The sequence below is a fragment of the Streptomyces sp. NBC_01092 genome, assembly GCF_045039535.1.
In the GTDB taxonomy this organism is placed as follows: Bacteria; Actinomycetota; Actinomycetes; order Streptomycetales; family Streptomycetaceae; genus Streptomyces.
This window is the reverse complement of the sequence record NZ_CP108659.1, coordinates 2999562-3021603: the sequence shown is the minus strand read 5'-3', so window position 1 is coordinate 3021603 and position 22042 is coordinate 2999562. Positions and strand designations below refer to the sequence as shown.

At 69.6% G+C, this 22042-nt stretch carries 17 protein-coding genes; 16 read left to right on the top strand and 1 reads right to left on the bottom strand.

Annotated features, from left to right (window positions below; all coding sequences use genetic code 11):
- Positions 1 to 5: 5 nt before the first annotated feature.
- The 14 genes from OG254_RS13495 to OG254_RS13430 all read left to right on the top strand — a co-directional run bounded on the left by OG254_RS13495 (position 6) and on the right by OG254_RS13430 (position 16243).
- Positions 6 to 1967 (top strand): peptidoglycan D,D-transpeptidase FtsI family protein, encoded by a 1962-nt coding sequence (locus OG254_RS13495; protein ID WP_405581115.1) that lies wholly within the window; start codon positions 6 to 8, stop codon positions 1965 to 1967.
- Between the two features lie 172 nt (positions 1968 to 2139).
- Positions 2140 to 3669 (top strand): UDP-N-acetylmuramoyl-L-alanyl-D-glutamate--2,6-diaminopimelate ligase, encoded by a 1530-nt coding sequence (locus OG254_RS13490; protein WP_405581112.1) that lies wholly within the window; start codon positions 2140 to 2142, stop codon positions 3667 to 3669.
- Between the two features lie 4 nt (positions 3670 to 3673).
- Entirely contained in the window at positions 3674 to 5089 is a 1416-nt protein-coding gene (murF, locus tag OG254_RS13485) for a UDP-N-acetylmuramoyl-tripeptide--D-alanyl-D-alanine ligase (protein ID WP_405581109.1), read from the top strand.
- Complete coding sequence (mraY, locus tag OG254_RS13480; RefSeq protein ID WP_190070461.1) at positions 5086 to 6159, top strand: phospho-N-acetylmuramoyl-pentapeptide-transferase; 1074 nt, start codon at positions 5086 to 5088, stop codon at positions 6157 to 6159. Before murF ends, mraY begins: the two co-directional genes overlap by 4 nt.
- Positions 6141 to 7565, top strand: a complete 1425-nt coding sequence (gene murD / locus OG254_RS13475; RefSeq protein ID WP_405581106.1) for a UDP-N-acetylmuramoyl-L-alanine--D-glutamate ligase — start codon at positions 6141 to 6143, stop codon at positions 7563 to 7565. The genes mraY and murD overlap by 19 nt, the downstream gene beginning before the upstream one ends.
- Positions 7566 to 7668: 103 nt before the next feature.
- Positions 7669 to 9030, top strand: a complete 1362-nt coding sequence (ftsW, locus tag OG254_RS13470) for a putative lipid II flippase FtsW (RefSeq protein ID WP_405581103.1) — start codon at positions 7669 to 7671, stop codon at positions 9028 to 9030.
- Between the two features lie 6 nt (positions 9031 to 9036).
- The gene (murG, locus tag OG254_RS13465) at positions 9037 to 10131 is read left to right on the top strand and encodes an undecaprenyldiphospho-muramoylpentapeptide beta-N-acetylglucosaminyltransferase (protein WP_405581100.1); all 1095 of its coding nucleotides are present in this window, start codon (positions 9037 to 9039) and stop codon (positions 10129 to 10131) included.
- A 23-nt stretch (positions 10132 to 10154) separates the two neighbouring features.
- The gene (locus tag OG254_RS13460) at positions 10155 to 10952 is read left to right on the top strand and encodes a cell division protein FtsQ/DivIB (protein WP_405581097.1); all 798 of its coding nucleotides are present in this window, start codon (positions 10155 to 10157) and stop codon (positions 10950 to 10952) included.
- A 287-nt stretch (positions 10953 to 11239) separates the two neighbouring features.
- Positions 11240 to 12436 carry a cell division protein FtsZ gene (gene ftsZ / locus OG254_RS13455; protein ID WP_405581095.1) on the top strand — a complete coding sequence of 399 codons (1197 nt, stop codon included), beginning with the start codon at positions 11240 to 11242 and terminating at the stop codon, positions 12434 to 12436.
- A 10-nt stretch (positions 12437 to 12446) separates the two neighbouring features.
- The gene (pgeF, locus tag OG254_RS13450; RefSeq protein ID WP_405581093.1) at positions 12447 to 13175 is read left to right on the top strand and encodes a peptidoglycan editing factor PgeF; all 729 of its coding nucleotides are present in this window, start codon (positions 12447 to 12449) and stop codon (positions 13173 to 13175) included.
- Positions 13176 to 13181: 6 nt separating this feature from the next.
- Positions 13182 to 13901 carry a YggS family pyridoxal phosphate-dependent enzyme gene (locus tag OG254_RS13445; protein WP_351193664.1) on the top strand — a complete coding sequence of 240 codons (720 nt, stop codon included), beginning with the start codon at positions 13182 to 13184 and terminating at the stop codon, positions 13899 to 13901.
- 125 nt (positions 13902 to 14026) lie between these two features.
- On the top strand, positions 14027 to 14668 hold the full coding sequence (locus OG254_RS13440; RefSeq protein WP_030950524.1) for a cell division protein SepF: 642 nt from the start codon (positions 14027 to 14029) through the stop codon (positions 14666 to 14668).
- Positions 14669 to 14727: 59 nt separating this feature from the next.
- Positions 14728 to 15015, top strand: a complete 288-nt coding sequence (locus tag OG254_RS13435) for a YggT family protein (RefSeq protein ID WP_147996538.1) — start codon at positions 14728 to 14730, stop codon at positions 15013 to 15015.
- A gap of 55 nt (positions 15016 to 15070) precedes the next feature.
- The gene (locus OG254_RS13430) at positions 15071 to 16243 is read left to right on the top strand and encodes a DivIVA domain-containing protein (protein WP_405581089.1); all 1173 of its coding nucleotides are present in this window, start codon (positions 15071 to 15073) and stop codon (positions 16241 to 16243) included.
- A 209-nt stretch (positions 16244 to 16452) separates the two neighbouring features.
- Here the strand turns inward: OG254_RS13430 and ileS are convergent, their stop codons facing one another.
- Positions 16453 to 19599 (bottom strand): isoleucine--tRNA ligase, encoded by a 3147-nt coding sequence (gene ileS / locus OG254_RS13425; RefSeq protein ID WP_405581086.1) that lies wholly within the window; start codon positions 19597 to 19599, stop codon positions 16453 to 16455.
- A 602-nt stretch (positions 19600 to 20201) separates the two neighbouring features.
- Between ileS and OG254_RS13420 the strand changes: the two genes are divergently transcribed.
- Positions 20202 to 21359 (top strand): TraR/DksA C4-type zinc finger protein, encoded by a 1158-nt coding sequence (locus OG254_RS13420; protein ID WP_405581083.1) that lies wholly within the window; start codon positions 20202 to 20204, stop codon positions 21357 to 21359.
- A 71-nt stretch (positions 21360 to 21430) separates the two neighbouring features.
- Positions 21431 to 22024 (top strand): signal peptidase II, encoded by a 594-nt coding sequence (lspA, locus tag OG254_RS13415; RefSeq protein WP_351193654.1) that lies wholly within the window; start codon positions 21431 to 21433, stop codon positions 22022 to 22024.
- The last annotated feature ends 18 nt before the right edge of the window (positions 22025 to 22042 follow it).

Genomic DNA, 22042 nt, shown 5'->3' with positions numbered 1-22042 from the left:
CGGAAGTGTCCGACAGGGAACCGCCGCGCCGCCGCGTGCCCGGACCCGCGAAGCCCGCCCGATCCGGCGGTGCCCAGCGGCGTCCGGGCCCCGGCGCCCGCCCTGCCCGCCGCCCGGCACGCCCGCGTCCAGGGGCCCCCGTCGCCATCCGGCTCGGCCGGCCCCGCCCCCGGCTGCGCATGGTCAGCCTGGCCCTGACCCTCGTCCTGATCGCCTTCGTCGTACGACTGCTCCAGGTGCAGGGCGTCGACGCGAGCACCTACGCCGCCAAGGCCGAGAAGAACCGGTACGTCGGCTACACCCTGGCCGCCGAGCGCGGCGGCATCACCGACCGCAACGGCGTCGCGCTCGCGACCAGCGTGGACGCGTACGACATCACGGCCGACCCCACGCTGTTCTCCCGCGACCAGCTGAAGATCGACGACGGCCCCGAGCAGGCGGCCGCCCTGCTCGCCCCGATCCTCGGCCAGGACCAGGAGAAGATCGTCAACAAGCTCCGGCCCGCGAACCGGAACCTGCGCTACACCCTGCTGGCCAGCCGCCAGACCCCGCAGGTCTGGAAGCAGATCAAGGACCTGAAGAACGCGCTGACCACCAAGGCCGAGACCGACAAGAGCACGGTCAACGTCCTCGCGGGCGTCCTGTCGGTCGCCAGCAGCAAGCGCGTGTACCCCAACGGCGACCTCGCCGCCGGGATACTGGGCTGGGTCAACGCCGACGGCAAGGGCGGCGGCGGTGTCGAGCAGCAGCTGAACAAGGCGCTGTCCGGCAAGGACGGCGAGATCCGCTACGCCCAGTCCGGCGGCCGCCAGGTCCCCACCGTGGGCTCCACCGAGACGCCCGCCGTGCCCGGCAGCGACGTCGAGCTCACCATCGACCGCGACATCCAGTGGGCCGCGCAGAACGCGATCACCGAGCAGGTGCAGGAGTCCAGGGCGGACCGCGGCTATGTGATCGTCCAGGACACCCGCACCGGCGAGATCCTCGCCATGGCCAACTCGCCCGGCTTCGACCCGAACGACCTCTCCGAGGCCAGCAGCGCGAACATGGGCAACGCGGCGCTCCAGGACGCCTACGAGCCCGGCTCCACCGCGAAGGTCATGTCGATGGCCGCCGTACTGGAGGAGAACGTGGCCACGCCCGGCACGCATGTCATCGTGCCCAACCGGCTGCACCGCGGCGACCGGCTCTTCAAGGACGACATCGACCACGACACCTGGTACCTCACGCTCAACGGCGTGCTCGCCAAGTCCAGCAACATCGGCACCATCCTCGCCACCGGCCAGCTCGGCAAGACCCAGTCGAAGTCCAACAAGGTCCTCTACGACTACCTGCGCAAGTTCGGCCTCGGCAGTTACACGGGCCTCGGCTTCCCCGGCGAGACGCCCGGCATCCTGGCCGCCCCGGACAAGTGGTCGACCTCGCAGCAGTACACGATTCCTTTCGGCCAGGGCCTGTCCCTCAACGCGATGCAGGCGGCCTCGATCTACTCGACGATCGCCAACGGCGGCGTACGCGTCGAACCCACGCTGGTGCGCGGCACCGAGGGACCCGACGGGCAGTTCACCGAAACGGCGAAGCCCAAGAAGACGCGGGTCATCAGTGCCAGGACGGCGCGGACCCTCGCCCAGATGCTGGAGTCGGTCGTGGGCGACCGGGAGGGCACCGGCACCAAGGCGCGCATCCCCGGCTACCGGGTCGCGGGCAAGACGGGTACGGCGAACCGCGTGGATCCGGCCACCGGCAAGTACCGCGGCTACACCTCGTCCTTCGCCGGCTTCGCGCCCGCCGACAACCCCCGGATCACGGTCTACTGCGCCATCCAGAACGCGACCCAGGGCAACTACTTCGGCGGCCAGATCTGCGGCCCCATCTACAAGAAGGTGATGGAGTTCGCGCTGAAGACCCTCCAGGTCCCGCCGACCGGGGCCAAGGCCGCCAACCTCCCGGTCGCCTACAAACCCTGACCACCCTGATCAGCACCGAGCAGCCAGGAACCACCTCGTGACAACGATCACCCCGGACTCCGGGAACCAGCCCCCGCCCCGCCCCTCACTTCGCTCCGAGGCGGGTGCGCCCGGTACGCTCACCGCCGTGCCACACGCTGATCAGTCCCAAACCACCCAGAAGGGGCATCCTGTGACGTATCCGGGACCGCCCAGGCCGGCGCAGGTCTCCGCCACACCCCTCGCGGAACTCGCCGACCAGTTGGGTGTCCCCGCGCCGCAGCCCACGGACGGCTCCGCCGAGGTCACGGGCATCACCCATGACTCGCGCGCCGTCCGCCCCGGCGACCTGTACGCCGCACTCCCCGGTGCCCGGATGCACGGCGCCGACTTCGTGACGCAGGCCGCGGGCCTCGGCGCGGTCGCCGTGCTGACCGACCCGACCGGCGCCGACCGCGCCGCGCAGACCGGCCTGCCGGTCCTGGTCGTCGAGAACCCGCGCGGGCAAATGGGCGAACTGGCGGCCACGATCTACGGCCACCCCGGCCGCGATCTCCTCCAGATCGGCATCACCGGCACCTCCGGCAAGACGACGACCGCCTACCTCGTCGAAGGCGGCCTGAAGACGCTCAGGTCGACCGGTCTCATCGGCACGGTCGAGATGCGCATCGGCGACGAGCGCATCAAGTCCGAGCGGACCACCCCCGAGGCCACCGACCTCCAGGCCCTGTTCGCCGTCATGCGCGAACGCGGCGTCGAGGCGGTCGCCATGGAGGTCTCCAGCCACGCCCTGGTCCTCGGCCGGGTCGACGGCTGCGTCTTCGACGTCGCCGTCTTCACCAACCTCAGCCCGGAGCACATGGAGTTCCACTCCGACATGGAGGACTACTTCCGGGCCAAGGCGCAGCTGTTCACGCCGAAACGCAGCAGACTCGGCGTGGTCAACCTCGACGACGAGTACGGCCGCAGGCTCGCCAAGGAGGCCGCCGTCCCGGTCGTCACCTTCTCCGCCGAGGGCCACCCGGACGCCGACTGGCGCGCCGAGGACGTCGAGATCGGCCCCATGGACGCGACGTTCACGGTGATCGGCCCCAAGGACGAGCGCATCACCGCCACTTCGCCGCTGCCGGGCCCCTTCAACGTGGCGAACACCCTCGCCGCCATCGTCTCCCTGGCCGCCGCCGGCCTCGACGTGCAGACCGCCGCCGACGGCGTCGCCGCCGTGCCGGGCGTGCCGGGCCGCCTTGAGCGCGTCGACGCCGGGCAGCCGTATCTCGCGGTCGTGGACTACGCCCACAAGACCGACGCCGTCGAGTCGGTGCTCAAGGCGCTGCGCAAGGTCACCGAGGGCAAGGTGCACGTCGTGCTCGGCTGCGGCGGGGACCGCGACAAGACCAAGCGCGAGCCGATGGGCGCCGCCGCGGCCCGGCTCGCCGACACCGCCGTACTGACCTCCGACAACCCCCGCTCCGAGGACCCCCTCGCGATCCTCGCAACCATGCTCCAGGGCGCGGCGTCCGTGCCAGTACACGAGCGTGGCGAGGTCCAGGTCTTCGAGGACCGGGCCGCCGCGATCGCCGCAGCCGTCGCGCGCGCCCAGCCCGGCGACACGGTGCTGGTCGCGGGCAAGGGCCATGAGCAGGGCCAGGACATCGCCGGAGTGGTCCGTCCCTTCGACGACCGCCAGGTGCTTCGCGAAGCTATCCAGAAGACCCAGGGATGAACTTGTGATCGCCCTCTCTCTCGCCGAGATCGCAGAAGTCGTCGGCGGGCAGACGCACGACATACCGGATCCGTCGGTCCGGGTCACCGGATCCGTCGTCCGGGACTCCCGTGAGGTGGAGTCCGGCAGCCTCTTCGTCGCCTTCGCCGGCGAGCGCGTGGACGGCCACGACTTCGCGGAGGCCGTCGTGGCGGCCGGCGCGGTCGCCGTACTGGGCTCGCGTCCCGTGGGTGTGCCCGCGATCGTCGTGCCGGACGTCCAGAAGGCCCTCGGCGCCCTCGCCCGGCACGTCGTACAGCGGCTCGGTACGACCCTCGTGGCGCTGACCGGCTCGGCGGGCAAGACCAGCACCAAGGACCTGATCGCCCAGGTGCTCCGGCGCAAGGCGCCGACGGTGTTCACGCCCGGCTCGCTCAACAACGAGATCGGGCTGCCGCTCACCGCCCTGACCGCCACCGAGGAGACGAAGTTCCTCGTGCTGGAGATGGGCGCCCGCGGCATCGGCCACATCCGCTACCTCGCCGATCTGACGCCCCCGAAGATCGGCCTCGTGCTCAACGTCGGCACCGCCCACATCGGCGAGTTCGGCGGCCGCGAGCAGATCGCGCAGGCCAAGGGGGAGCTCGTCGAGTCCCTTCCGTCGGAGAGTGAGGGCGGCGCGGCGATCCTCAACGGCGACGATCCCCTCGTACGGGCCATGGCGTCCCGTACGAAGGCGAAGGTGATCCTTTTCGGAGAGTCCGGCGAAGCGGACGTACGCGCCGAGAACGTCCGACTCACGGACAGCGGACAGCCTTCCTTCATGCTTCACACACCCTCCGGGTGCAGCGATGTGACCATGCGCCTGTACGGTGAGCACCACGTGTCGAACGCGCTCGCCGCGGCCGCCGTCGCCCATGAGCTGGGCATGTCCGTCGCTGAGATCGCCACCGCGCTCTCCGAGGCGGGCTCCCTCTCCCGCTGGCGTATGGAGGTCACCGAGCGCCCGGACGGCGTGACCATCGTCAACGACGCCTACAACGCGAACCCCGAGTCCATGCGAGCCGCCCTCAGGGCGCTGGCGGCCATGGGCCGGGGGCGGCGGACCTGGGCGGTGCTCGGCAAGATGGCCGAGCTCGGGGACGAGGCCCTCGCCGAGCACGACGCGGTCGGACGGCTCGCCGTCCGGCTCAACGTCAGCAAGCTCGTCGCGGTCGGGGACAGAGAAGCGTCCTGGCTGCAACTGGGCGCATATAACGAGGGTTCGTGGGGTGAGGAGTCGGTGCACGTGTCCGACGCACAGGCGGCGGTCGACCTGTTGCGCAGCGAGTTGCGCCCGGGGGACGTCGTACTCGTGAAGGCGTCCCGTTCGGTAGGTCTGGAGAGTGTCGCCGCGGCGCTGCTCGCGGGCGGTACCGAGGGTGAGGTTGCCGCCCGATGATGAATCAGATCCTGTTCTCAGGAGTCATTGGTCTCTTCCTGACCCTGGTCGGCACCCCGTTGCTGATCAAGCTGCTGGCCCGCAAGGGCTACGGCCAGTACATCCGGGACGACGGCCCGCGTGAGCACCACGCCAAGCGCGGTACGCCGACCATGGGTGGTATCGCCTTCATCCTGGCGACGATCGCCGCGTACTTCCTGTCCAAGCTGATCACCGGCAAGCCGCCGACGTTCTCCGGAATCCTGGTGATCGGTCTGATGGCCGGCATGGGTCTGGTCGGCTTCCTGGACGACTACATCAAGATCGTCAAGCGCCGCTCGCTGGGGCTGCGGGCCAAGGCCAAGATGGCCGGCCAGCTGTTCGGAGGTATCGCCTTCGCGGTGCTCTCGCTCCAGTTCGCGGACAACCGCGGCAACACCCCGGCGTCCACGAAGCTCTCCTTCGTGCAGGACTTCGGTTGGTCCATCGGCCCGGTGCTGTTCGTCGTCTGGGCGCTGTTCATGATCCTCGCCATGTCGAACGGCGTGAACCTGACGGACGGTCTGGACGGCCTCGCCACCGGCGCGTCCGTGCTGGTCTTCGGCGCCTACACCTTCATCGGCGTCTGGCAGTTCCAGGAGTCCTGCGCCAACGCGCAGATCCTGCCCAGCCCCAACGCCTGTTACGAGGTGCGGGATCCACTGGACCTCGCCGTCGTCTCGTCCGCGCTGATGGGCGCCTGCCTCGGCTTCCTCTGGTGGAACACCTCGCCCGCCAAGATCTTCATGGGTGACACCGGTTCGCTGGCCCTCGGCGGCGCGCTGGCGGGTCTCGCCATCTGCTCCCGCACCGAGCTGCTGCTCGCCATCCTCGGTGGCCTGTTCGTCCTGATCACCATGTCGGTGGTCATCCAGGTCGGCTCCTTCCGCCTCACCGGCAAGCGCGTCTTCCGAATGGCGCCACTCCAGCACCACTTCGAACTCAAGGGCTGGTCAGAAGTGCTCGTCGTGGTCCGATTCTGGATCATTCAGGGCATCTGTGTGATCGTCGGACTGGGTCTCTTCTACGCGGGATGGGCGGCGGAAAGGTGACCGACTGGCAGGGGAAGAACGTCACCGTCGCCGGACTGGGAGTCTCCGGGATCCCGGCGGCCAAGGTGCTGCACGGCCTCGGCGCGAAGGTCACCGTCGTCAACGACGGCGACGACGCACGCGCGCGTGCCCAGGCGGCCGAACTCGAGGCGCTGGGCATCGCCGTGCGCCTCGGTGACGGGGCGACCCTGCCCGAAGGCACCGAACTCGTCGTCACCGCGCCCGGCTGGAAGCCGGACAAGCCGCTGTTCGCGGCGGCACGTGAAGCAGGCCTCGAGATCTGGGGCGACGTCGAACTCGCCTGGCGGCTGCGCGGCCCGGACGCCGCGCCCTGGCTCGCCGTCACCGGCACCAACGGCAAGACCACGACCGTTCAGATGCTGGCCTCGATCCTGAAGGCGGCGGGCCTGCGCACCGCCGCCGTGGGCAACATCGGCGTCTCGCTGCTGGACGCGGTGCTCGGCGAGGAGCAGTACGACGTCCTCGCCGTGGAGTTGTCCAGTTACCAGCTCCACTGGGCGCCCTCGCTGCGGGCACACTCGGCTGCCGTGCTGAACCTCGCGCCCGACCACCTCGACTGGCACGGCTCCATGGAGGCCTACGCCGCCGACAAGGGCCGTATCTACGAGGGCAACCGCGTCGCCTGTGTCTACAACGTCGCCGACAAGGCCACCGAGGACCTGGTGCGCGAGGCGGACGTCGAGGAGGGCTGCCGGGCCATCGGCTTCACGCTGGGCGCCCCGGCCCTGTCCCAACTGGGCGTCGTCGACGGCATCCTCGTCGACCGCGCCTTCGTGGAGAACCGGCAGAAGAACGCCCAGGAGCTCGCCGAGGTCTCCGACGTCAACCCGCCGGCCCCGCACAACATCGCCAACGCCCTTGCGGCGGCGGCCCTCGCCCGGGCCTTCGGGGTGCCCCCAGCGGCCGTACGGGACGGCCTGCGGGCCTTCACCCCGGACGCCCACCGCATCGCGCACGTCGCGGACGTGGACGGGGTCGCCTACGTCGACGACTCCAAGGCCACCAACACGCACGCGGCGCAGGCCTCGTTGGCCGCCTACGAGTCCATCGTCTGGATCGCGGGCGGGCTCGCCAAGGGCGCCGTGTTCGAGGAGCTGGTCGCCAAGTCGGCGGGGCGCCTGCGCGCCGCCGTGCTCATCGGCGCGGATCGCGGCCTGATCCGGGAAGCCCTGGCGCGACACGCGCCGGAAGTACCCGTCGTCGACCTCGACCGGACCGACACTGGGGCGATGCTCGCGGCAGTCCAGGAGGCCCGGCGACTCGCTGTTGCCGGAGACACGGTGCTCTTGGCACCTGCTTGTGCCTCGATGGACATGTTCGCCAACTACAACCAGCGCGGTGACGCGTTCGCGGAGGCGGTTCGCGAACTCGGCGCGGGCGCCTGACGGCGGGTCTCGGCCACAGCGGGTGCTTCGGGACCCTTGGAGGGACGCGTGACTCGGATGTGGCCGGACGGTACGTACGCCCACGTTGGGGCGGTGAGCGCCGATGCCCGGTAGCCGTACGGGCGGGCCGCCCGTGCAGCGAACCGTTCGGCGGCCCGTCACCGCGGGACCGCCGCGCGACAACGCGGTACGCCGGCTCCACACGCGCCTGCAGCGGGCGTGGGACCGGCCGCTGACCGCGTACTACCTCATCCTCGGCGGCAGCCTGCTGATCACGGTGCTCGGTCTGGTGATGGTCTACTCGGCCTCCCAGGTCACCGCGCTGCAGATGTCCCTGCCCGGGTCGTACTTCTTCCGCAAGCAGGTGCTGGCCGCGCTGATCGGCGCCGGGCTGCTGTTCGCCGCCTCCCGGATGCCCGTGAAGCTGCACCGGGCGCTGGCCTACCCGATCCTCGCGGGCGCCGTCTTCATGATGGCGCTGGTGCAGGTGCCCGGGATAGGAGTCGCGGTCAACGGCAACCAGAACTGGATCGCCCTCGGCGGCTCCTTCCAGATCCAGCCCAGCGAGTTCGGCAAGCTCGCGCTGGTGCTGTGGGGCGCCGACCTGATCGCCCGCAAGCAGGACAAGAAGCTGCTGAACCAGTGGAAGCACATGCTGGTGCCGCTCGTGCCGGTCGCCTTCATGCTGCTCGGGCTGATCATGCTCGGCGGCGACATGGGTACGGCGATCATCCTGTCGGCGATCCTGTTCGGCCTGCTGTGGCTGGCGGGCGCGCCGACCAGGCTGTTCGTGGGGGTCCTGTCGGTCGCCGGACTGATCGGCCTCATCCTGATCAAGACCAGCCCGAACCGCATGGCCCGCCTGCAGTGCCTGGGCGCCACCGAGCCGCGCAGCGGCGCCGTCGACTGCTGGCAGGCCGTGCACGGGATCTACGCGCTGGCGTCCGGCGGAATCTTCGGATCCGGGCTGGGTGCGAGTGTGGAGAAATGGGGCCAACTCCCCGAAGCCCACACCGACTTCATCTTCGCCGTCACCGGTGAGGAACTGGGCCTGGCGGGGACGCTGTCGGTGCTCGCCCTCTTCGCGGCTCTAGGCTATGCGGGTATCCGCGTGGCCGGACGCACGGAGGACCCCTTCGTGAGGTACGCCGCGGGAGGCGTGACCACCTGGATCACCGCGCAAGCCGTGATCAACATCGGTGCGGTACTCGGCTTGCTGCCGATCGCCGGCGTCCCCCTGCCGCTGTTCTCGTACGGAGGGTCCGCCCTGTTGCCGACCATGTTCGCCATCGGGCTGCTGATCGCCTTCGCACGCGACGAGCCCGCTGCGCGGGCAGCGCTTTCCGTGCGGCAACCCCGCTTTGGTAGAAAGCGTGCGGGAGGCGCCGTGCGTGACCGGGGGCCTCGGAGATGGAACACGATGCGACGGCGTGCCTCGGCGGCGCGTTCGTCCGGAGAGCGGTGAATTTCGGTGCATGTCGTACTCGCCGGTGGGGGGACCGCCGGCCACATCGAGCCCGCGCTCGCCCTCGCGGACGCCCTGCGCAGGCAGGACCCGACCGTGGGGATCACGGCCCTGGGCACGGAGCGCGGCCTGGAGACCAAGCTCGTACCGCAGCGGGGCTATGAGCTCGCGCTGATCCCTGCGGTACCACTGCCACGCAAGCCCACTCCCGAGCTGATCACCGTCCCGGGCCGGCTGCGCGGCACGATCAAGGCGGCCGAGCAGATCCTGGAGCGCACCAAGGCGGACGCCGTCGTGGGCTTCGGCGGCTATGTAGCCCTGCCCGCCTACCTCGCCGCCAAGCGCCTCGGCGTGCCGATCATCATCCACGAGGCCAACGCCCGCCCGGGCCTGGCCAACAAGATCGGTTCGCGCTACGCCAGCCAGGTCGCCGTCTCCACGCCGGACAGCAAGCTGCGGAACGCGCGTTACATCGGCATCCCGCTGCGCCGCACCATCGCCACCCTCGACCGGGCCGCCGCCCGCCCCGAGGCCCGCGCGATGTTCGGGCTCGACCCGAACCTGCCCACGCTGCTGGTCTCCGGCGGCTCGCAGGGCGCCCGGCGGCTGAACGAGGTCGTCCAGCAGGTCGCGCCCTGGCTCCAGCAGGCCGGAATCCAGATCCTGCACGCGGTCGGTCCGAAGAACGAACTGCCGCAGGTTCATCAGATGCCGGGGATGCCCCCCTACATCCCGGTAAGTTACTTGGACCGGATGGACCTCGCGTACGCCGCGGCCGACCTGATGCTCTGCCGTGCGGGCGCGATGACCGTCGCCGAACTCTCCGCCGTCGGGCTCCCGGCCGCCTATGTCCCGCTGCCCATCGGCAACGGCGAACAGCGGCTGAACGCCCAGCCGGTGGTCAAAGCCGGCGGCGGTCTGCTGGTCGACGACGCGGACCTCACGCCCGAATGGGTGCAGCAGAACGTCCTGCCCGTGCTCGCCGACCCGCACCGGCTGTACGAGATGTCCCGCGCCGCAAGCGAGTTCGGCCGCCGGGACGCCGACGACCTGCTCGTCGGCATGGTGTACGAGGCGATCGCCTCGCAGCGCCGCCAGTAACCGTATGACGGAGGGCAGGGAGCGTGGCCGGACCGACGACCGCCGAGCGCGGTGAACGCCAGCAGGAGTCGTCCGACCCGCCCCTCGCCCGGCGGCGGTTGAGACGGCCACGCCTTCGTACGATCATCATCCTTACCGTGCTCCTCGTACTCCTGGCCGCGGGCTCCGTCTGGCTGCTGTACGGCTCCAAATACCTGCGCCTGGAGCGCGTATCGGTCGCCGGGACCCGGGTTCTGACGCCCGCGCAGGTCCGCGAGGCGGCCGATGTCCCCGTCGGGGCGCCACTGATTTCCGTCGACACGGATGCGATTGAGGCGCGACTGCGCCGGAAATTGCCCAGAATTGACGAGGTTGACGTGGTCCGCTCGTGGCCCCATGGAATCAGCCTGAAAGTGATGGAGCGTACTCCGGTTCTGGTGGTGCAAAAAGGCGGAAAGTTCATCGAAGTGGACGATGAAGGTGTCCGTTTCGCCACGGTTTCCGTGCCCCCGAAAGGCGTTCCCGCACTGGAATTGACGGTGTCCCGGTCGAGCTCCGCCGCCGCGAGCCTGCGCCGTTTCTCGGAGAGCCGTCTGGTGCGGGAGGCGGTCCGGGTCGCCGGCGCCATTCCGGCCGCCGTCGGCCGCGACACCCTGGTCGTCAAGGTCCGTTCCTACGACGACATCTCGCTGGAGTTGAGGGACGGCCGGATCGTCTCGTGGGGGAGTGGCGAGAAGGGGGCGGCGAAGGCTCGCACACTCACCGCTCTCATGAAAGCCTCGCCGCGTGCCCGGCACTTCGATGTCAGCGTTCCCACCGCCCCTGCGTCATCGGGGAGTTGACGCACATCTGCGCAGGCCAGCACCCTGGTTGGGCAGCGACATGGCTGATCACATAGGGTGAAAAGAAAAACGGGAGGTTCGGCGTGTTCGTTGAACGTGCGCCACTTGTCGACTTAGTGTCCTGTTCAGAAGACTTCAAGGAACAGACACACTGGTAACCCTAAACTTCAGGGTTAGGGTTCGGGTCGGCGCTACGGACCGTCCCATTCGGCATCAGTCGTCGGTTCACGAAGCAGAGAGCTTCCCGTGATCCGACGACCCGTAACTCGAGGCGAGAGGCCTTCGACGTGGCAGCACCGCAGAACTACCTCGCAGTCATCAAAGTCATCGGTGTCGGCGGCGGTGGTGTCAATGCCATCAACCGGATGATCGAGGTCGGTCTCAAGGGCGTCGAGTTCATCGCTATCAACACCGACGCGCAAGCTCTGTTGATGAGCGACGCCGACGTCAAGCTCGACGTCGGCCGTGAACTCACCCGCGGACTCGGCGCCGGAGCCAACCCGGCCGTCGGCCGCAAGGCCGCCGAGGACCACCGCGAGGAGATCGAGGAGGTCCTCAAGGGGGCCGACATGGTCTTCGTGACGGCCGGTGAAGGCGGCGGCACCGGCACCGGCGGCGCGCCCGTCGTGGCCAACATCGCCCGGACCCTCGGCGCCCTCACCATCGGCGTGGTCACGCGGCCGTTCACCTTCGAGGGACGGCGCCGCGCCAACCAGGCCGAGGACGGCATCGCCGAGCTCCGCGAAGAGGTCGACACCCTCATCGTCATCCCGAACGACCGGCTGCTGTCCATCTCGGACCGCCAGGTCTCGGTACTCGACGCCTTCAAGTCGGCCGACCAGGTCCTCCTCTCCGGTGTCCAGGGCATCACCGACCTCATCACCACCCCTGGCCTCATCAACCTCGACTTCGCCGACGTCAAGTCGGTCATGTCCGAGGCCGGTTCGGCCCTCATGGGCATCGGCTCGGCCCGCGGCGACGACCGCGCGGTCGCCGCGGCCGAGATGGCGATCTCCTCGCCGCTCCTGGAGGCGTCCATCGACGGCGCCCGGGGCGTGCTGCTCTCCATCTCCGGCGGCTCCGACCTCGGCCTGTTCGAGATCAACGAGGCCGCCCAGCTGGTCAGCGAGGCCGCCCACCCCGAGGCCAACATCATCTTCGGCGCGGTCATCGACGACGCCCTCGGCGACGAGGTCCGGGTCACCGTGATCGCCGCCGGCTTCGACGGCGGCCAGCCGCCGGCCCGCCGGGACACCGTCCTCGGCTCGACCTCGTCCTCGGCCCGCCGCGAGGAGCCCACTCCGGTACGCCAGCCCGAGTCCCGCCCGTCCTTCGGCTCGCTCGGCAGCGTCACGCCGAAGGAGGACCCGGAGCCCGCGCCGGAGCCGGTGGCCGACATCCCGGTCGCCCCGCCGGTCCCGCCGTCGCGGACCTACGCCGACAGCGCGGCGGAAGAGCTGGACGTCCCGGACTTCCTTAAGTGATCCTTCAGACGTGATAGGACAGCGCGACACCGTGAGCGGCGCGCACTTCGCTTTCACCGACCGGTGGGGCGGGGTGAGCGCCGCTCCGTATGAGGAGCTCAACCTCGGCGGAGCGGTCGGCGACGACCCCGAGGCCGTACTGAGGAACCGCGAGCTCGCCGCCAAGTCGCTCGGGCTCGATCCGGGCGACGTCGTCTGGATGAACCAGGTGCACGGGACGGATGTCGCCGTGGTCGACGGACCATGGCGTGATCGTCCGGTGCCCGAGGTCGACGCGATCGTCACCGCGCGGCGGGGTCTCGCCCTCGCCGTTCTCACGGCCGACTGCGTACCGGTCCTGCTGGCCGACCCGGTCGCCGGGATCGCCGCCGCGGCCCACGCGGGCCGGCCGGGCATGACCGCCGGGGTCGTGCCGGCCACGCTACGCGCGATGACGGAGCTCGGCGCCGACCCCGCACGGATCGTCGCCCGCACCGGCCCCGCCGTCTGCGGCCGGTGCTACGAGGTGCCGGAGGCGATGCGTGCCGAGGTGGCGGCCGGGGAGCCGACGGCGTACGCCGAAACCAGCTGGGGTACTCCGGCGGTGGACGTGGCCGCCGGGGTGCACGACCAGCTCGCGCGGCTCGGAGTGCGCGACCGGGAGCAGTCGCCGGTGTGCACGCTGGAGTCGGTCGACCACTTCTCGTACCGCCGCGACCGCACCACGGGGCGGCTCGCGGGCTATGTCTGGCTGGACTGAATGGACATGACGGACCGTAAGGACGAACTCGCCGCGAACCTGGCGAAGGTGGAGGAACGAATCGCCGCCGCCTGCGCGGCCGCCGGGCGCGCCCGCGAGGAGGTGACCCTGATCGTGGTCACCAAGACCTACCCCGCGGGCGATGTGCGGATCCTGTCGGAGCTCGGTGTGCGCCACGTCGCCGAGAACCGCGATCAGGACGCGGCACCGAAGGCCGCCGAATGTACGGATCTGCCCCTTGCGTGGCATTTCGTGGGCCAGCTGCAGACCAACAAAGTGCGGTCCGTGGTCGGTTATGCGGATCTCGTGCAGTCCGTCGATCGTTCCAAGCTGGTGACGGCCCTGTCGAAGGAGGCCGTACAGCAGGAGCGCGAGGTGGGCTGTCTCATCCAGGTGGCCCTGGACGCGGGAGAGAGCGCGAGAGGTGAGAGGGGTGGCGTGGCGCCCGGCGGGATCGCGGAGTTGGCCGACCTCGTCGCGCAGGCTCCGGGGCTGCGGCTCGACGGGCTCATGACCGTCGCTCCGCTTACCGGGGAGTACGCAGGGCGCCAACAGGCGGCGTTCGAGCGGTTGATGGATTTGTCGACCGACCTGCGCCGAGCCCATCCGACTGCGAACATGGTGTCGGCAGGGATGAGTGCGGATCTCGAAGAGGCGGTGGCGGCGGGTGCGACACATGTGCGCGTCGGCACTGCGGTACTCGGAGTCCGCCCCAGGCTCGGGTAACGTCGCCAAGAAGTCGGACCACAGCAGAAAATATGGTCAATGTCGCCGAAAGGCGGGCGTAACGACCGTGTGGATCACAGGCACTTGGCAGTCGCCGATCCACCACAGAGCGGAGGACTCAGAGCATGGCCGGCGCGATGCGCAAGATGGCGGTCTACCTCGGCCTCGTGGAGGACGATGGGTACGACGGCCGGGGGTTCGACCCCGATGACGACTTCGAGCCCGAACTGGACCCGGAGCCCGAGCGGGACCACCGACGGCACGAGCCGTCACACCAGTCGCACAGTGCACATCAGTCCCAAAGGGACGAAGAGGTGCGAATCGTCCAACCGCCCGCGCCTCGTGAACCTGTGGCCCGTGCGACTTCGCTACCCGCGGAATCCGGCCGTCCGGCGCGCATTGCGCCCGTGGCGTCCATCACACAAGAACGCGCAAGCCTGGAGAAGAACGCACCGGTGATCATGCCCAAGGTCGTGTCGGAACGAGAGCCGTACCGGATCACCACACTTCACCCGCGGACCTACAACGAGGCCCGTACCATCGGGGAACACTTCCGTGAAGGCACCCCGGTGATCATGAATCTGACTGAGATGGACGACACAGACGCGAAGCGACTTGTCGACTTTGCGGCTGGTTTGGTGTTTGGTCTTCACGGCAGCATCGAGCGGGTGACGCAGAAGGTGTTCCTGTTGTCGCCTGCTAACGTCGATGTCACGGCGGAGGACAAGGCCCGCATCGCAGAGGGCGGGTTCTTCAACCAGAGCTGAGACGCACCACCGGAAGAACAGCACGGAACTGGGAAACAGGGGAGAGGGACGCACCAGTCATGAGCGTGGTTATGCAGGTTCTCTACATCGCGCTGATGGTGTTCCTCATCGTGCTCATCTTCCGGTTGGTCATGGACTACGTCTTCCAGTTCGCCCGCTCATGGCAACCCGGCAAGGCGATGGTGGTCGTTCTGGAGGCCACCTACACTGTCACTGATCCACCGCTGAAGCTTCTGCGGCGGTTCATCCCGCCGCTGCGTCTCGGGGGCGTGGCGCTCGACCTGTCCTTCTTCGTACTGATGATCATCGTCTACATCCTGATCACCGTTGTACGGAGCGCGATGTGAACGATGTGACAGATACGGTCTTGCCGACTGCCGACGACTACGTTGAGGTGAAGAGATGCCGTTGACCCCCGAGGACGTGCGGAACAAGCAGTTCACGACCGTCCGCCTCCGAGAAGGCTATGACGAGGACGAGGTCGATGCCTTCCTCGATGAGGTCGAAGCCGAACTGACCCGCCTGCTCCGCGAGAACGAGGACCTGCGCGCCAAGCTGGCCGCGGCGACGCGTGCTGCTGCCCAGAACCAGCAGAACATGCGCAAGCCTCCGGAGGGTCCCGGCGGTCCGGACCAGCAGGGCGGACACCCTCAGCAGGGCGGTATGCCCCAGGGCGGAATGCCTCAGCAGGGTGGCATGCCGCAGCAGGGCATGCGCGGTCCCGGGGCTCCCGTACCCGCCGGCATATCGGGCCCGCCGCAGCAGCAGATGGGTGGCCCCATGGGTGGTCCGCCCCAGCTGCCGAGCGGTGCCCCGCAGCTGCCCGCCGGTCCCGGCGGTCAGGGTGGCCCTCAGGGTCCCGGTCCGATGGGCCAGGGTCCGGGGCCGATGGGCCAGCCCCCCATGCAGCAGATGGGCGGCCCCATGGGCGGTCCTATGGGTGGCCCGATGGGCGGTCCCGGTCAGGGCGGCCCCGGCGGCGACAGCGCCGCACGCGTTCTGTCGCTCGCGCAGCAGACCGCCGACCAGGCGATCGCGGAGGCCCGTTCCGAGGCCAACAAGATCGTCGGCGAGGCGCGTTCGCGTGCCGAGGGTCTTGAGCGTGACGCCCGTGCCAAGGCGGACGCCCTGGAGCGGGACGCGCAGGAGAAGCACCGCGTCGCGATGGGCTCCCTGGAGTCCGCCCGCGCCACGCTGGAGCGCAAGGTCGAGGACCTGCGCGGCTTCGAGCGCGAGTACCGCACGCGGCTGAAGTCCTACCTGGAGTCCCAGCTGCGCCAGTTGGAGACCCAGGCGGACGACTCGCTTGCCCCGCCGCGCACTCCGGCCACCGCGTCCCTCCCGCCGTCCCCGGCGCCCTCCATGGCTCCGGCCGGCGCGAGTGCCCCGTCCTACGGCGGCAACCAGACCATGGGCGGCGGCCCGTCCCCGGCTGCTCCGTCCTACGGCGGTCAGCAGCAGATGTCCCCGGCGATGACCCAGCCGATGGCGCCGGTCCGGCCGCAGGGTCCGGGCCCCATGGGCCAGGCCCCGTCGCCGATGCGCGGGTTCCTCATCGACGAGGACGACAACTGACGGTTGGTAGTACGCCGTAGGCGTCGGCAGCGTTCAGGGCGGGGCCCCGGATTTCGATCCGGGGCCCCGCCCTTTTGCTACGCCTGTTCATGGTGTTTACGGTGTTTGTTCGGAGCTGGGTGTGATGTCCGACGCACGCAACGCCGAAGGCCCGGGACCACCAAGATTCTTTGGCGGTCCCGGGCCTTCGGTCGTGCTCAGCCCTTCGGCTACACCTTGCGCAGGCGGAACGTCAGGGTCAGGCCCTCGTCCGTGAACGGGGCGCCGTAGGTGTCGTCCGCCTCGCCCTGGCCGAAGTCCGTGGCCAGGACCTCGTCGGCGATCAGCTCGGCGTGCTCGCTCAGTGCCGCGATCGTCGCCGGGTCCGTCGCCGTCCAGCGCAGGGCGATGCGGTCGGCCACGTCCAGGCCGCTGTTCTTGCGGGCCTCCTGGATCAGGCGGATCGCGTCACGGGCCAGGCCCGCGCGGCGCAGCTCCTCCGTGATCTCCAGGTCCAGGGCGACGGTGGCACCCGAGTCGGACGCCACCGACCAGCCCTCGCGCGGGGTCTCCGTGATGATCACCTCGTCCGGGGCCAGCGTGACTGTCTCGCCGTCGGCCTCCACCGACGCCGTGCCCTCACGCAGGGCCAGGGACAGCGCCGCCGCGTCGGCGTTCGCGACGGCCTTCGCCACGTCCTGGACGCGCTTGCCGAAACGCTTGCCCAGGGCGCGGAAGTTGGCCTTGGCGGTGGTGTCCACCAGGCTGCCGCCGACCTCGGAGAGGGACGCGAGCGAGCTCACGTTCAGCTCCTCCGTGATCTGCGCGTGCAGTTCACGGTGGAGGGCGTCGAAGCCCGTCGCCGCGATGAGCGCACGGGACAGCGGCTGGCGGGTCTTCACGCCCGACTCCGCGCGCGTGGCACGGCCCAGCTCGACCAGCCGGCGCACCAGGACCATCTGCTTCGACAGCTCCGGGTCGATCGCCGACAGGTCCGCCTGCGGCCAGGAGGCCAGGTGGACCGACTCCGGGGCGCCGGGGGCGACCGGGACGATCAGGTCCTGCCAGACCCGCTCGGTGATGAACGGGGTCAGCGGGGCCATCAGCCTGGTGACCGTCTCGACGACCTCGTGCAGCGTGCGCAGCGCCGCCTTGTCGCCCTGCCAGAAGCGGCGACGCGAGCGGCGGACGTACCAGTTCGACAGGTCGTCGACGAACGCCGAGAGCAGCTTGCCGGCGCGCTGGGTGTCGTAGGCGTCCAGGGACTGGGTCATCTGGTCGACCAGCGCGTGCAGTTCGGACAGCAGCCAGCGGTCCAGGACCGGGCGGTCGGCCGGGGCCGGGTCGGCCGCGGACGGCGCCCAGTTCGACGTGCGGGCGTACAGGGCCTGGAAGGCGACCGTGTTCCAGTAGGTGAGGAGGGTCTTGCGCACCACCTCCTGGATCGTGCCGTGGCCCACGCGGCGTGCCGCCCACGGGGAGCCGCCGGCCGCCATGAACCAGCGCACCGCGTCGGCGCCGTGCTGGTCCATCAGCGGGATCGGCTGGAGGATGTTGCCCAGGTGCTTGGACATCTTGCGGCCGTCCTCGGCGAGGATGTGGCCGAGGCACACGACGTTCTCGTACGACGACTTGTCGAAGACCAGGGTGCCGACCGCCATCAGCGTGTAGAACCAGCCGCGGGTCTGGTCGATGGCCTCGGAGATGAACTGCGCCGGGTAGCGGCTCTCGAACAGTTCCTTGTTCTTGTACGGGTAGCCCCACTGCGCGAACGGCATCGAACCCGAGTCGTACCAGGCGTCGATGACCTCCGGCACGCGCGTGGCCGTCTTGGCGCACTGCGGGCAGTCGAAGGTTACGTCGTCGATGTACGGGCGGTGCGGGTCGAGGTTCGACTGGTCGGTGCCGGTCAGCTCGGTGAGCTCCGCGCGGGAGCCGACGACCGTGAGGTGGTCGTCCTCGCAGCGCCAGATCGGCAGCGGGGTGCCCCAGTAGCGGTTGCGGGAGAGCGCCCAGTCGATGTTGTTCTGCAGCCAGTCGCCGAAGCGGCCGTGCTTGACCGTCTCGGGGAACCAGTTGGTCCGCTCGTTCTCCTCGAGGAGACGGTCCTTGATGGCCGTGGTGCGGATGTACCAGGACGGCTGCGCGTAGTAGAGGAGCGCGGTGTGGCAGCGCCAGCAGTGCGGGTAGCTGTGCTCGTACGGGATGTGCTTGAAGAGCAGACCGCGCTGCTGGAGGTCCTCGGTCAGCTGTTCGTCCGCCTTCTTGAAGAAGACGCCGCCGACCAGCGGGACGTCCTCCTCGAAGGTGCCGTCCGGGCGGACCGGGTTCACGACGGGCAGGCCGTACGCGCGGCAGACCTTGAGGTCGTCCTCACCGAAGGCGGGGGACTGGTGGACGAGACCTGTGCCGTCCTCGGTCGTGACGTACTCGGCGTTCACCACGTAGTGGGTGCCGCCCTCGGTCTCCGGGAACTCGACCAGCTCGAAGGGGCGCTGATACGTCCAGCGCTCCATCTCGGCGCCCGTGAAGGACTGGCCGGTGGCCTCCCAGCCTTCACCGAGGGCCTTGGTGACCAGCGGCTCGGCGACGACGAGCTTCTCCTCACCGTTCGTCGTGACGACGTAGGTGACCTCGGGGTGCGCGGCCACGGCCGTGTTGGACACGAGGGTCCAGGGCGTGGTCGTCCACACCAGGAGCGCGGCCTCGCCGGCGAGCGGGCCGGAGGTGAGCGGGAAGCGGACGTACACCGACGGGTCGACGACCGTCTCGTAGCCCTGGGCCAGCTCGTGGTCGGACAGGCCGGTGCCGCAGCGCGGGCACCAGGGGGCGACACGGTGGTCCTGGACCAGCAGGCCCTTGTTGAAGATCTCCTTGAGCGACCACCAGACGGACTCGATGTACTCGGGCTCCATCGTGACGTACGCGTCGTCGAGGTCGACCCAGTAGCCCATGCGGGTCGTCAGGTCGGAGAAGGCGTCGGTGTGGCGCAGCACGGACTCGCGGCACTTGGCGTTGAACTCGGCGATGCCGAACGCCTCGATGTCCTTCTTGCCGGCGAAGCCGAGCTCCTTCTCGACCGCGAGCTCGACCGGGAGGCCGTGGCAGTCCCAGCCGGCCTTGCGGGCCACGTGGTAGCCGCGCATGGTGCGGAAGCGGGGGAAGACGTCCTTGAAGACGCGGGCCTCGATGTGGTGGGCGCCGGGCATGCCGTTGGCGGTGGGCGGGCCCTCGTAGAACACCCACTCGGGGCGGCCCTCGGACTGCTCCAGGCTCTTGGCGAAGATCTTCTGCTCGCGCCAGAAGTCGAGCACCGCGTGCTCGAGCGCGGGCAGGTCGACCTGGGCGGGCACCTGGCGGTACGTCGGCGTTGTCATCAGCGAGCTTCCTCCGGCGGACTTGCTGCCTTCCGTCCGGAGGGACGAGAGCCGAGTCTTTCGGTACGCCGGTTTCGGCGCGCTCCCGCGGTACCACCCTCCTTGGCCCTCCGACGCGGGGTGTGCGTCGGCGAGCCCCCTCATTGGGGTCGCGATGCCGGTTCTACGGCCGCTGCTGGTCGGCTGCGGCTTTCTTCCGGCGGCTCCGGGGTGATCTTCACGTCGCGCTCGCCCCCGGGCTTCCACCGTCCCCGGGTCGCTCTGGGCTGCGTACGCCGCTACTCGTCCCCATCCACGCTTTTCGCTCCGCCCAGTGTACGGCGCCGCACGGACAGCGGCCGACCGGATTTCCCGGACCTGCGGCGAGGGGAGGGGGTCGGGGCGCGGTGACCCGAATGGTGCGGTGCGCGTGTTCGGAATCTGGGACGTCCGGCTCTGTTGCATACCCCGCGGGGAGCTGGGCACAACGCATGCAGGTCGGCCGCGCGGCATGCGCGAGGCGGGCGAATCGGGCGGTGTGCCCCGTTGCCGCGGGACTCAAGTCGATTTATCGTCCCAGCACGATTCGCGAGCAAGATCACAATATGTGAAGGGGCCGCGGCATGGTGGCGAAGAAGACCGCCGTACAGCAGTCGGCGTCGAGCAGATCCACACATGCCGGTGCGGGGGCCTCCGGCGATGCGGCCGAGGATGTCGGCGGGAGGAAGGGCGCGCAGGGGGGTGCCGCGGGGGTGGCGAAGAAGGCCGATGGGAAGAAAGCGGCCGGGAAGAAGAAAGCCGGGAAGAAGACGGCTGAGAAGAAGGCGGCTGAGAAGAAGGCGGCTGAGAAGAAGACGGTCGCTGCCAGGGCGGCGGCTCCCACCGCAGTGGGCAAGAAGGTCGTGTCGAAGAAGCTGGCCAAGGAGGTCGCGGCCGAGGAGCCGGCCAGGAAGGGGCCGGAGCAGGAGGCCGGGAAAGCCGGGGCCGGTAAGGAGAGCGCCGCCAAGGAGAAGGCCGGCGTGGGAGAGGGCGCTGTCGACAAGAGCGCCTCCGAGAAGAGCGTCTCGACGAAGAGCGCTCCCGCGAAGCGTGGCTCCAAGAAGAGCGTCCCGGAGAACGGCGTCCCCGAGAGTGCCGAGAAGAGCGCCTCCGGGAAGGGCGTCGCCGAGAGCGCCACCAAGGGCACCAAGAGCACCAAGAGCACCGCCAAGAAGAGCGCGGCCGGGAAACGCACGGTCGCCGAGAGCAGGGTCAAGAAGGTGGGCGCGGCGCAGGCCGCGGAGCAGACGGGAGCCACGACGGTGGTTGCGAAGAAGACCCCTGGCACGGCCACGGCGGCCAAGACCGCCGTTCCCAAGGCACGCATCGCCGCGGCGGTGGAGCCCGGCGAGCTCGCGGTACGCCCCGGTGAGGACCCCTGGACCGAGGAGGAGGTCGAGGAGGCACGGGCCGAGCTGACGGCCGAGATGGTGCGGCTGCGGGACGAGATCACGACGTCCGAGGAGTCCCTGGTCGGCCTGATGCGCGACTCCGGGGACGGCGCGGGCGACGACCAGGCCGACACCGGCGCCAAGAACATCACGCGCGAGCACGAGCTGGCGCTCGCCGCCAACGCCCGCGAGATGCTCACCCAGACCGAGCGCGCCCTGGAACGGCTCGACGCGGGCACCTACGGTCTGTGCGAGAACTGCGGCAACCCGATCGGCAAGGCCAGGATGCAGGCGTTCCCGCGCGCGACCCTGTGCGTGGAGTGCAAGCAGAAGCAGGAACGGCGGTACTGACCGGTGCCCCGGGCCCCCAGGGACGTGCCGTACTCTCGTCCTCAGTCAGGTACCTAGGTCGAGGGACTCACGTGGCAGAGGCGGAGCGCATCATCGGTACGCCGGATACCCCAGAGCCGGCGGCGGCCGAGTCGTCCGGCGACGACGCGTCGCAGGGCGCCGCCGCCGAGCGGCCCCGGGGCAAGCGCCGGATCGCGGTGCTGTTCGGGGTCGCCGTTTTCGCGTACGCCCTCGACCTGATCAGCAAGATGATCGTGGTCGCCAAGCTGGAGCACCACCCGCCGATCGAGATCATCGGGGACTGGCTGAAGTTCGAGGCGATCCGCAACGCGGGCGCGGCGTTCGGCTTCGGCGAGGCCTTCACCGTGATCTTCACGGTGATCGCGGCGGCCGTGATCGTGGTGATCGCCCGGCTCGCCCGCAAGCTGTACAGCCTGCCCTGGGCGATCGCGCTCGGCCTGCTGCTCGGCGGTGCGCTCGGCAATCTCACCGACCGGATCTTCCGCTCGCCCGGCGTCTTCGAGGGCGCGGTCGTGGACTTCATCGCGCCCAAGCACTTCGCCGTGTTCAATCTCGCCGACTCGGCGATCGTGTGCGGCGGCATCCTGATCGTGCTGCTGTCGTTCCGGGGTCTGGACCCGGACGGCACCGTCCACAAGGACTGATCCCACCAGGAGCCCGAG